The following is an 11,662-nucleotide window of genomic DNA, read 5'->3' on the forward strand; positions in this document are numbered from 1 at the left end:
TAGACTTTAATTTGTGGAGGAAACTAATTTGTCTCAATCCTATCGAGTTGCCATTTTAGGGGCTACCGGCGCAGTCGGAGCCGAGTTGCTAGAACTCTTGCACAGCAGGAGTTTTCCGATTTCTAACTTGAAGCTGCTGGCTTCGGAACGTTCAGCAGGCACAACTTTGCCTTTTGGCGGCGAGATGCTGTCGGTCGAAGCAGTTTCGGCGCGATCGTTTGATAATGTAGATCTGGTGCTCGCCTCTGCCGGCGGCTCTACTTCTAAATTATGGGCTCCGCAAGCGGTGGCAGCCGGAGCAGTGGTAATTGACAATTCTAGCGCTTTCCGCATGGATGCGAACGTACCGCTAGTGGTTCCAGAAGTCAATCCCCAAGCGGCGGCAGCTCACCGAGGTATAATTGCTAATCCCAACTGCACGACTATTTTGATGGCAGTTGCCGTTTGGCCGCTTCACAAAGTTAGGCCGATACAGCGCATCGTTGTAGCAACTTACCAGTCTGCCAGCGGCGCGGGGGCGAGGGCAATGGAGGAAATGAAAGCTCAAGCAAGAGCAATTTTGCAGGGGGAAACGCCCCAAACAGATATATTTCCCTACCCCTTAGCATTTAATTTGTTTCCGCACAACACCCCGATTAATGATTTGGGGTATTGTGAAGAAGAGATGAAAATGGTAAACGAAACTCGGAAGATATTTGGTACGGACGAGATTAAAATTACGGCAACTTGTGTGCGGGTTCCCGTACTGCGGGCTCATTCGGAAGCGATTAATCTAGAGTTTGCAGAGCCTTTTAGCGCGATCGAGGCCAGGGAAATCTTAAAGCAGGCAAGCGGGGTTAAGCTGGTAGAAGACTGGCAAGCTAATTATTTCCCGATGCCGGTCGAGGCCAGCGGTAAGGATGACGTGTTAGTCGGCAGGATTCGCCAAGATATTTCTCACCCCTGCGGGTTGGAAATGTGGCTGTCGGGCGATCAAATTCGCAAAGGGGCGGCTTTAAATGCGGTGCAGATAGCTGAGTTGCTGGCCCAAAAAGATTTGTTGCGAACCCAAGTGGCGGCGGCTTCTACTTAGGGGGAACCCTGGCAATGGGGAAATTGAAATTGGGGATTTTAGATCAACCTTTCATCTGAAATCAAAAATTTAAAATCAAACATCAACAGTCTAAAATCGGAGAAAGTGTGGTAAAGTTTGGACGGGTTCTGACTGCAATGATTACGCCGTTTAAGGAAGACGGCAGCGTTAACTATGCGGTAGCAGAAAAATTGGCAGTTCATTTAGCCGATCGCGGTACAGATAGCTTGGTAGTGTGCGGCACTACTGGCGAGTCTCCCACTATGACCTGGGATGAAGAGTACGAATTATTTCAGGTGGTACAAAAGGCGGTGGCCGGTAAGGCGTTGGTAATCGCAGGAGCCGGATCGAATTCTACTTCAGAAGCAGTAGCAGCTACCCAAAAAGCAGCTAAACTAGGGTTAGATGGTTGTTTGCAGGTGGTTCCTTATTACAACAAGCCGCCGCAAGAAGGTTTATATAATCATTTTCGGGCGATCGCGCAATCTGCTCCAGAATTGCCTATAATGTTATATAACATCCCCGGTCGCACTGGTCAGAATATGTTGCCGGAGACGGTGGCTAGATTGGCAGAAATCCCCAACATTGTGGCCGTAAAAGAAGCCAGTGGCAACTTGGATCAAGCAAGTCAAATTCGGTGCTTGACATCCCCTGAATTTGCCATCTATTCTGGAGATGATTCCCTAACTTTGCCAATGTTGGCGGTAGGAGGATCTGGTGTAGTTAGCGTAGCCAGCCATCTGGTAGGAGAGCAACTGCAACAGATGATCAAAGCTTTCGAGGCCGGTCAAGTTCAAGTCGCTACCCAGATTCACTTGCAACTTTTTGACCTGTTTAAAGCTCTTTTTCTCACCACAAATCCCATTCCCGTCAAGACAGCTCTCAAACTTCAAGGCTGGGATGTAGGCTCCACCCGTCCGCCCCTGTGCGATCCGCCCGTTGAGGTAACTCAAAAGTTAAAGGACGTACTGAGTCAGCTAGCAGCAGTATCAGCTAGCTAGACGAGCGAGAACGAGTTTTCAGACAACTGAATATTGGTTGTGATAAGTCATTAGTTGTTAGTCATTAGTCATTAGTAATTAACTGTTAGTAATTAGCTAACAGTCAAAAAATAAAGACTGAGGATTAAAGACTGAAGGCAAAAGACAACTGACTGTAGGGGATAGTAAAACCCCGTAGGGGAGTTTTCCACAAATATCTTGGAAAAAATCGCCCCCATCAACGAACAACAGATAAAAACCTCCCAAAAAGCTTGTCTTGAACAGGCAGGATGCCTGTTCCACAGGGATTATTGGAGAGGTCTAGACAGTAGGCGACAGACGACAGACAACAGTCAACAGTCAACAGTCAACAGTCAACAGTTAACAGACCAATAACAAAAATAACTAACAAAGGATACGCATGATCAAAAATACAACTGCATCTGCTCTAAAAGTTATTCCCCTCGGCGGGCTGCACGAAATCGGTAAAAACACTTGTGTGTTCGAGTACGGCGACGAAATCATTCTTTTAGATGCCGGTTTAGCGTTCCCGACAGATGGAATGCACGGGGTAAATATTGTCCTTCCAGACATGACTTACCTGCGGGAAAACAGCCACAAAATTAAAGGTATGATCGTGACTCACGGTCACGAAGACCACATAGGTGGTATCCCTTATCACCTCAAACAATTTGAAATTCCGGTCATCTACGGCCCCCGTTTGGCGATGGCTTTGCTAGCCGGAAAACTCGAAGAAGCCGGAGTGTCTCACCGCACTGAATTGAGAACGGTTCGACCCAGGGATACTGTAAGAATTGGCAAGAATTTCTTAGTCGAATACATCCGCAACACTCACTCGATGGCCGACAGTTTTACTGTGGCAATTCACACTCCCGTGGGAATTGTGATCCACACCGGAGACTTTAAAATTGACCACACTCCTGTAGACGGCGAGCATTTTGATTTGCAAAAGCTGGCGGAGTACGGCGAGAAAGGCGTGCTGTGCTTGATCAGCGATTCTACTAACTCGGAAGTTCCCGGTTTTACCGCTTCGGAAAGTTCTGTGGCGCCGAATTTAGACAGAATTATCGCTCAAGCACCGGGAAGAGTGCTGCTGACGACTTTTGCTTCGTCGGTACACCGATTGCAAATTGTTTTGGACTTGGCTAAGAAAAACAATCGGTATGTCGGAGTGGTTGGCCGGTCGATGCTTAACGTCATCGCCCACTGCCGCAATCTCGGCTACATCAAATGCGAAGATAGTATTTTCAAACCGCTGAAAGAAATCCGCAATTTGGCTGAAGACAAGGTGCTGATTTTAACTACAGGTTCCCAAGGCGAACCAATGGCGGCGATGACTCGCATTGCTAACGGCGAACATCACGAACTCAAAATCAGAAAGGGCGATACTGTCATTTTCTCAGCTAATCCGATTCCGGGAAATACGATCGCAGTGGTAAACACGATCGATAAACTGATGATGCTGGGAGCACACGTGGTTTACGGCCGCGATAAAGGCATTCACGTTTCGGGTCACGGTTGTCAAGAAGACCAAAAGTTAATGATTAACATGACTCGTCCCAAGTTCTTCTTGCCAGTGCACGGGGAACACCGGATGCTGATCCAGCACTCCAAGACGGCTCAAAGCATGGGCATTCCCGCTAGCAATATGGTGGTTATTGATAACGGCGATGTCGTAGAATTGACCGAAAATTCGATGCGAGTCGCTGGTCAAGTGCCTTCAGGAATTGAATTGGTAGATGCTTCTCGATCGGGCGTGGTCAAAGCTAGCGTCCTCAAGGAACGTCAGCAGTTAGCCGGAGATGGCGTTGTAACGGTAGCGGCGGCTTTGAATTGGGAAGGCAAATTAGTTGCCAAACCAGAAGTTCACTTGAAAGGTGTAGTGACATCAGCCGATCGCGCGGAGGTGATCGGATTAATCACTCAAACCATTGAAACAGTTTTGAGCGATCGCTGGTCAGAATTTGTAAAACCCGCGACTGCTGACTCGCAAGTTGACATTGACTGGGTAGGAGTTCAAACGCAAATAGAAAAGGCAATTGGGCGAGTGATGCGCCGGGAACTGCAAAGCAATCCGCTGCTGGTATTCCTGATGCAAATTCCAGAAGAAGCAGTGCGATCGGAAAAAGCAGCAGTATCTCCAGGTGCCCTGGAAGCACCTAAGCTATTATCCTCGCAATCATCGCCATCATCGCAATCATCGCCATCATCCCCATCCTTGCCATCTCCTGCCAATCAGGTGACGGGTCGGCGCCGTCCCCGGACTGCTGCAAGGGCAGCTTCCTAGTGCGATAATTTTCTGACGCACTGCGGACAAAGAAATAAGTTTTAGGTTTGTAGTTGCGCTTGGGTACCCAAGCGCAGCTACCAACCTACATTTGATTTCCTAAAACGCAAATGAACGCAGATAGATTTAAATAACTATCTGCGTTCATTTGCGTTCGTCTGCCTCAATCTGCGGTTAAAAATTAATCAGCCACCAGCAACAGCAGGAACAATGCTGACTTCATCGCCATCTTGGAGGGCTGTTTTTGAGCCATCCAAAAAGCGGATGTCTTCGCTGTTGACGTAGAAGTTGAGAAATCTGCGGGGTTCTCCCTTTTCGTCGCACAGGCTTTTTTTGATGCCAGGACAATTGGTTTCCAGGGATTCAATTAGTTCGGAAATGTTATCGCCGGCGCATTCGATCGTGGCTTGATTGTTGGTAAATTTTTGCAGGGGAGTGGGAATTAAAACTTTGACGGTCATTTTTTTAGTCCTTAGTCAGTAGTCAGTAGTCAGTAGTCAGTAGTCAGTAGTCCTTAGTCAGTAGTCCTTAGTCAGTAGTCAGCAGCTTAATAACTCATAACTAATGACTAATGACTGATGACTATTAATCAGTAGTCCTTAGTCAGTAGTCAGCAGCTTAATAACTAATAACTAATGACTAATGACTGATGACTATTAATCAGTAGTCCTCAGTCAGTAGTCAACAGCTTAATAACTAATAACTAATGACTAATGACTGATGACTAATGACTATTAAACCGAAACTTGTTGCCATTCTAAGCGTTCGAGCGTGCGGGCGCGTTCTAGGGCGCGCTCGAACGCTTCTAGTTTCGGTTCGAGGGTGATGGGTTCGCCGATGTAGCCTTGAACTGCTTCTTGCGTTTTCAAACCGTTGCCGGTGATGTAAGCGACGGTGGTTTCATCGGGATTGATTTTACCTGCTTCTACGAGTTTCTTCAAGACTGCGATGGTCGTGCCGCCTGCAGTTTCTGTGAATATGCCTTCAGTTTCTGCTAGCAGTTTCATGCCTTCGATGATTTCGGTGTCGCTGACGGATTCAATGTTGCCGTTGGTTTTGCGGGCGATTTCCAAGGCGTACATACCGTCGGCTGGATTGCCGATCGCGATCGACTTAGCAATTGTATTCGGTTTCACCGGTTTGACGAAATCACGGCCTTCGCGGAAGGCTTGGGCGATGGGGGAACAGCCGTCAGCTTGGGCACCGCTGAATCGGACTTTCTTTTCATCAACTAAACCGACTTCGATGAATTCTTGAAAACCTTTGTAAATTTTTGTGAACAAAGAGCCGGAGGCGAGGGGAGCGACGATGTGATCGGGCAATTGCCAGCCTAGTTGTTCGGCAACTTCGTAACCGAGGGTTTTTGAGCCTTCGGAATAGTAGGGACGCAAGTTGATATTGACAAATCCCCAGCCATGTGTATTGGCGACTTCGCAACAGAGGCGGTTAACTTGGTCGTAGTTGCCGTGAACTGCCATGACAGTTGGATTGTAAATCAGAGTGCCGAGGACTTTGCCTGCTTCTAAGTCGGAGGGGATGAAGACTACGCAGTCGAGTCCGGCGTGGGCGGCGATCGCAGCCGTAGAGTTAGCTAAATTGCCGGTGCTGGCACAGGATACCGTTGTGAAACCCAATTCTCTCGCTCTGCTGAGGGCGACTGACACCACTCTGTCTTTAAAGCTGAGAGTGGGCATATTGACGGCATCGTTTTTAATATAAAGATTTTTTAGACCGAGGCGGCGCGCCAAGCGGTGGGATTTTAATAGAGGAGTCATCCCAGTGCCGACATCGATGACGTTATCTGTAGCGACTGGTAAAAATGCGCGGTAGCGCCAGATCGAGTTGGGGCCGGCTGCGATGGTTTGGCGAGTCACGCTGCGGCGGATGGCGTCGTAGTCGTACTTGACTTCAAGCGGGCCAAAACAGCAATCGCAGACGTGCTTGGCTTGGAGTTCGTACTCTTCGCCGCATTCTTTACATTTGAGGGCTGTGAAGGTTGCTGCTGTGGATTGGGTTCTGGTCGCCTGGGTCATAGCTCAACTCTCTAGTTTTGCGATGTTTTCTTAGTCTTGTGCAAGATTAGCACGGTCAATTTAGCCCGTCAACCATACCCGATTTTTTTAGTCGGGATTGATTTTTCAGTTAAAAGGTGGTGTATTTAACTTTGATATTTGGGCGGGCGGGACGCCCACACCACAAGGATTTGAGTTGTTTTCACGATCGGGCTCTTAATCCAGATTGTCAGGCCCGCACGCCAGCCCGATCGAGCTCAAGGATGATTTGCCGACGAAATTGTTACAAAACTTAATAAATCTTTTTTGGGCTAAGAATTGGGCAGTCGTGCGATCGAACACAACTACAAAACCTCGAATTTTTGATTAACTGAGATATTGCACCCTTCTCGCTTAACAGGCAAGATGCCTGTTCCACAACAAAATTCATTCTTTGTGGAACAGGCATCTTGCCTGTTCCTAAAAAGCTTATTGACAATGGTGCAACATTTCAGATGAACCAACTTAGCCTACCCGCCGCTGACGGGAGGGATGAGGACAACTTCGTCACCGTCTTGGAGGATGGTGTCGGGGGAGACGAATTCCAGGTTGAGGCCAAAGCGGGTGCGATCGCGCCATTGTTCTAATTGAGGATATTGGGCGATCGAGCTTTCGAGCACTTGAGACACTGGGGTTTCGGGAGGAAGTTCTAAGGTAAGTTCCGAAACGCCGTAGGCTTCACCGAAGGCGGCAAACAGTTTAACGGTAATGGTAATCGAAGAGTTAGACACGGCTGTTGAGTGCGATCGACGGTTGGGCAATTATCAACTACACCATACAATTAATTAGGAATTAGGCGCGCCGAGGCTTAGAATTGAAAGCGGCAACCTCTAGTTAAGTTTTACCCCATCGGGTAAAGATGATAGTTGATTGCAGCAAAAAGTCTTAACCGGATTGTATGCCGATCGCTCTCACCAACCAGGCGTTAGAAGCAGTTAGCATCCACTTAGATGCAGCTAGCTAACGTCTAGTTGGCTGCGGTTGAGGCTAATGCGAGAATAATTTTTGAGGATGGGGTATAGATACTTTACCGTAATTGTGGGAGAGTACAAAAAGATCCCACTAAATTTAGCAGGCAACAACGCAGACAAGGGCCTGTAAACCCGCTTCTCCTGACGAAAAATCAGGTTATCAAGTGCGGCTTGGAATAGTCAAACCTTTGCCCTGCTTAGCAAGCTACCCGTTCTATCTAAGAAGAATACTGAAGTTAACGCGATAGAGATATATGGCAAATAACGAGTTTAAAGTGCTTCAAATTATTGAAGCTAAAGGCTGGTATGCCTTTGGGAGTACGAAGCAAAACCAGCACGTTGAGAGATGGGTAAGACCTGTTGTGTGTTGGGTTTTAATAGAAGATAAAAAAAAGCGACGGGTTGTGACAGCTACCGCTAGCTATCAGATCCAGATTGACGACAAAGAAGTCGAGTTTTTTGCCCACGAAAGCGAAATTCAGGATCTGGATAGTCTCCCGAAGTCTGTCTCGGTATCGGAATTTCTGAAAACAGAAGATTGAGAGAAGGGCAAAAGGAGCTGATTTAACAAGTTATTAATTATTCCTTAGTGATTCCTTAAACTTGCTGTCGGATTCTATTTCAATGAGAGGCAGAACTCTAGATTGGGGACAGGGGCAGATGGGAACAGGGGGAGAATTTATATTTTTGCCTTCCCTTCAGCATCTTGTACCCAATGCCGGAAGTAGCCCAAAAAATAAAGAGGCCGGAAGATTGCAGGCAATGCCAACGCGCTTCCGACCTTGCTGAATAACAGGGTATGCATATGTTTTTACAGTATGGCAGGGAGGCTTTTGAGATATCAAGAGGACTATTGCAATCACCCACTTTTGCTTTCAGGCTGTGTTTGCGAGGTTCATACTATTTTAGACTGAGAATTTGAAAATTGAGAGGGGGGAGGCTTACAGGTCAAGGATTCTAGCTATTTATCTGTAGCGGGGGCTACAAAAAATGGTGGCATTGGCGGACGATCGCACATTCTCGCTAAATTGTTTGCACTCAAAGCTGAAAGTTCGATCGCCACCTGCAACTGCTGCGACTTCAAACCCCACTAACAACAGGTTCAGGCTTCTGCTGCGACATCCGCCGCCCCAGCAGGGCCATCCGCACGCCGCCGGCCGGCCCTAAAGTCACCCCTCGGCGTTTGGCCTGTACGGGCTTTTTCTCGGCCAATACTAGGTCGAAATCCCGCAAAATGGTTGCCAACACGAGTTTAATCTCCAACTGCGCCAGCGCCAAGCCGATACAGCGGCGGCTGCCGCCTCCAAAGGGCAAATACTCGTAAGGCGAGAATTGTCTCTCCAAAAACCGTTCCGGTTTAAATTGCAGCGGTTCTGGATACAAATCCTCCCGTCTGTGAGTCAAATAAATCGAGCCGACGACAACTGTGCCCGGTTCGAGTTGATGTCCCATCAGTTCCACGGGCGTGAGAACTTCTCGCGGAAACGTCAGCATTGCCACGGGGTAAATTCGCAGCGTCTCCTGACAAACTGCACTCAGGTAAGGTAAGCGGAAAATCTCCATCGGGTCGGGATTTTCCCCCAAACTGTCCAATTCTTGCAGCAACTTCTGGCGCACCGAGGGCAAGTGGTGAATCCAGTAAAACGCCCAAGCTAGGGCCGTTGCTGTGGTTTCGTGGCCTGCCAGCAGCAGCGTCATCAACTCGTCGCGCAATTCTTCCTTCGTCATTGGTTGCCCGTTTTCGTCGCGCGCGGCCATCATTAAGCTGAGAATGTCGGTGCGGCTGGCGTCTGGTTGCTGTGTGCGTTCTTCAATTTCCGCGTCGATGAGTGCGTCAACTTTCCGCTGCCGCTGTTTCATGCGTCCCCAAGGACTCCAAGATCCCCAATCTTGCTGCATCCTGCCGAAAAACAGTATGCTCGATCGCAGGGGAGAGTTGGTCATATCGACGACTGAGGCAAGTAGTGGTCTGAGTGCTTGTAACCGCGGCCCGTCATCCATGCCGAAGACAGCTTGCAAGATTACCCGCATGGTGACTTCCTGCATGGCGCTGCGGGCCACAAAAGGTCGATCGGCCGACCATTTGCTGGCAACATCTTGAGCTATATCGCAAATTAGTTGACCGTAATTCCGCATCCGTTCCCCGTGAAAGGGTGGCATCAATAATTGGCGCTGGCGTTTGTGCCTTTCTCCTGAGAGGAGAAACATGGATTGTTCTCCCAGCAGGGGTTTGAGGAGGCTGTTCAGGCGGCCTGGAGCGTGAAACGCGTTGCTGTTGAGCATCTCCTGGATAGCTTGCGGGTGGCTGATCATCACCAATGGTTTCCCGTTGTTCACTTGAGCCGTGAAAATGTCGCCGTATTGTTTGGCACATTTATCCATGTATGTCAGCGGATCGCCGATCCATTGAATTAGCTGCACAAGGGGTGGAGCTGTGGGGCCGTTAGGTAGTGTCATAGGAATTACCGGGGTTTGGGTCACAGGACTTAGCAGTATCAACAAATCTCAAAGGGTTTGAAGGTTTATTCAATTCCTCCCAACCCTTATTTTTAAGGGGTGAATTGCGTAAGTCCCATCTCCCATAATTTTAACTATCAGCCGGGAAGTCCCTCGGTATATTTAGAGGGGATGAATCTGAGCGCTACGCGAAGTACCCCGAATAAATTACCGAGCGTGATGTCCAGAAGCGTCGGGTGTCGCGGACGGAAACCGACAATTAAACATTGCAAGTACCTTAAATTTTGATGTACTTTCTAAATATTAAATCAAAAGAAATGGTACATTAAGGTAGGTCGAAAAAGGAGTTTCCGATGCAACTCACATACAAATACCGCCTCAAACCCACCAAAGCCCAATTAGCAACAATTGTGGCTCATTTAGAACTCTGTCGTCGGCAGTACAACTACCGACTTGGCGAAAGATTTAGATGGTGGGAAGCCACGAGAACACCTATCAATGCCTGCCCCCTGATTGTTTCGATAGTTACTGTTGAGGAAATTTATCAAAATATTCCTTTAACTAGGGTGCAGACTAGGGATGGTAGAAAAAAGGATGAATCAGGCAATCCTTTAACTAAAAAAGGTGATGTTTTCTCGAACATTGAAGGCGGATATGTACAGTGGCAAACCATACAGCTTGCCGACATGAAAAACACTAAAAAGCTATTTCCTGATTATAAAGTGTTGGATTCTCAGGTTTTACAGGATGTCGTCAACAGGGTTGAAACTTCCTTTTCAAATTTTACAACGACCGACAAAAATGGCAATCGTAGAGGCAAGCCCAAGTTCAAAGGACTTCACTACTACAAATCTTTCACTTATCCTCAATTAGACAATCTTGACATTATTAAGGATGAGCAGAATAGGATTTGTATTGACCTCGCAAAAATAGGTCAAGTACCGATGGTTTTCCATCGTCCAATACCAACAGGATTTAAGGTTAAGACGGGAACGGTTATTCGAGAAGCGGATGGGTGGTATATTTCCTTAACGCTAGAAGATAAGACTGTTCCCGTAACGGTTGCAGAAATTCAACCAACTGATAAAAATACTCTTGGTATCGACTTGGGAATCACGAATTACATTTACCTTTCCAATGGTGAAAGAGTTGAAAATCCTAGATTTTTGAGAAAATCTGCCCAGAAATTAGCAAAACTTCAAGCGAATCTGGCTAGTAGGGTTAAAGGTTCTAAGCCTTGGAAAATAATCAAGGATAAGATTTCTCAACTTCACCAGTTTATAGCTAGATCTAGACTAGATTTTCAATTCAAAACGGCACAGGAGCTATTCGGCAAATGTGATGTTTTAGTTGTTGAAGATTTGAGTGTCAAAAATCTGACTAGACGTGCCAAGCCGAAGACTGACATTGAGAATGGTAGCTTGGTTTATTTACCTAATGGTCAATCAGCTAAAAGTGGTTTGAATAAATCCATGCTTGATGCTGCTCACGGACAATTCGCCAGCGTCCTCAAATATGTTGCCTGGAAATTAGGTAAAAGCGTTTTATTTGTTGACCCCAAAGGCACATCTGGGCATTGCTGGAATTGCCTTAATAAAGTACCAAAAGAATTGTCGGAGCGATGGCATTCTTGCCAGTGCGGAGAATCCTTAGATCGAGATGAAAATTCAGCCAAACTTATAAGAAGGATTGGTCTAACTTACGAAAGTGGCGGGGGAACTCCGTCACTCAAAAAAGCCTTTGAACAAAAGGAAAAAGAAGCCTGCGGTCTAACGGTACGTGCGATTCGTTTAACCTAAAGTAGGTTGAAAGGCTTACGGGAC

Annotated in this window: 11 protein-coding genes; 5 read left to right on the forward strand and 6 right to left on the reverse strand. The window is 47.3% G+C overall.

Going from position 1 to position 11,662, the window contains the following annotated elements; genetic code table 11:
- Window positions 1–28 precede the first annotated feature (28 nt).
- The 3 genes from QUA00_RS26150 to QUA00_RS26160 all read left to right on the forward strand — a co-directional run bounded on the left by QUA00_RS26150 (window position 29) and on the right by QUA00_RS26160 (window position 4,360).
- Window positions 29–1,072 carry an aspartate-semialdehyde dehydrogenase gene (locus QUA00_RS26150; protein WP_333411689.1) on the forward strand — a complete coding sequence of 348 codons (1,044 nt, stop codon included), beginning with the start codon at window positions 29–31 and terminating at the stop codon, window positions 1,070–1,072.
- A 107-nt stretch (window positions 1,073–1,179) separates the two neighbouring features.
- The gene (dapA, locus tag QUA00_RS26155; protein WP_333138498.1) at window positions 1,180–2,073 is read left to right on the forward strand and encodes a 4-hydroxy-tetrahydrodipicolinate synthase; all 894 of its coding nucleotides are present in this window, start codon (window positions 1,180–1,182) and stop codon (window positions 2,071–2,073) included.
- 400 nt (window positions 2,074–2,473) lie between these two features.
- Window positions 2,474–4,360 (forward strand): ribonuclease J, encoded by a 1,887-nt coding sequence (locus tag QUA00_RS26160; protein WP_333411690.1) that lies wholly within the window; start codon window positions 2,474–2,476, stop codon window positions 4,358–4,360.
- A 185-nt stretch (window positions 4,361–4,545) separates the two neighbouring features.
- Here the strand turns inward: QUA00_RS26160 and QUA00_RS26165 are convergent, their stop codons facing one another.
- The 4 genes from QUA00_RS26165 to QUA00_RS26180 all read right to left on the reverse strand — a co-directional run bounded on the left by QUA00_RS26165 (window position 4,546) and on the right by QUA00_RS26180 (window position 7,142).
- Window positions 4,546–4,821, reverse strand: a complete 276-nt coding sequence (locus QUA00_RS26165) for a MoaD/ThiS family protein (RefSeq protein ID WP_006632924.1) — start codon at window positions 4,819–4,821, stop codon at window positions 4,546–4,548.
- Between the two features lie 273 nt (window positions 4,822–5,094).
- Window positions 5,095–6,393, reverse strand: a complete 1,299-nt coding sequence (thrC, locus tag QUA00_RS26170; RefSeq protein ID WP_333138502.1) for a threonine synthase — start codon at window positions 6,391–6,393, stop codon at window positions 5,095–5,097.
- 271 nt (window positions 6,394–6,664) lie between these two features.
- Window positions 6,665–6,820, reverse strand: a complete 156-nt coding sequence (locus QUA00_RS26175; protein WP_333411691.1) for a hypothetical protein — start codon at window positions 6,818–6,820, stop codon at window positions 6,665–6,667.
- A 61-nt stretch (window positions 6,821–6,881) separates the two neighbouring features.
- Window positions 6,882–7,142 (reverse strand): MoaD/ThiS family protein, encoded by a 261-nt coding sequence (locus QUA00_RS26180; RefSeq protein WP_015179186.1) that lies wholly within the window; start codon window positions 7,140–7,142, stop codon window positions 6,882–6,884.
- Window positions 7,143–7,636: 494 nt separating this feature from the next.
- On the opposite strand from QUA00_RS26180, the gene QUA00_RS26185 reads away from it, so the two are divergent.
- Window positions 7,637–7,924: a hypothetical protein gene (locus tag QUA00_RS26185; protein ID WP_333138507.1), complete on the forward strand. Its 288-nt coding sequence runs from the start codon at window positions 7,637–7,639 to the stop codon at window positions 7,922–7,924.
- A gap of 419 nt (window positions 7,925–8,343) precedes the next feature.
- On the opposite strand, the gene QUA00_RS26190 is transcribed toward QUA00_RS26185, so the two are convergent.
- Both QUA00_RS26190 and QUA00_RS26195 read right to left on the reverse strand, forming a co-directional pair.
- Entirely contained in the window at window positions 8,344–8,466 is a 123-nt protein-coding gene (locus QUA00_RS26190) for a hypothetical protein (RefSeq protein ID WP_333138509.1), read from the reverse strand.
- Window positions 8,463–9,839, reverse strand: coding sequence for a cytochrome P450 (locus QUA00_RS26195; RefSeq protein ID WP_333411692.1), 1,377 nt, complete (start codon window positions 9,837–9,839; stop codon window positions 8,463–8,465). The genes QUA00_RS26190 and QUA00_RS26195 overlap by 4 nt, the downstream gene beginning before the upstream one ends.
- Before the next feature lie 353 nt (window positions 9,840–10,192).
- On the opposite strand from QUA00_RS26195, the gene QUA00_RS26200 reads away from it, so the two are divergent.
- Window positions 10,193–11,638, forward strand: coding sequence for a transposase (locus QUA00_RS26200; RefSeq protein ID WP_333411693.1), 1,446 nt, complete (start codon window positions 10,193–10,195; stop codon window positions 11,636–11,638).
- The last annotated feature ends 24 nt before the right edge of the window (window positions 11,639–11,662 follow it).

Origin of the sequence: Microcoleus sp. T2B6 (assembly GCF_036700475.1) — a bacterium.
In the GTDB taxonomy this organism is placed as follows: Bacteria; Cyanobacteriota; Cyanobacteriia; order Cyanobacteriales; family Microcoleaceae; genus Microcoleus.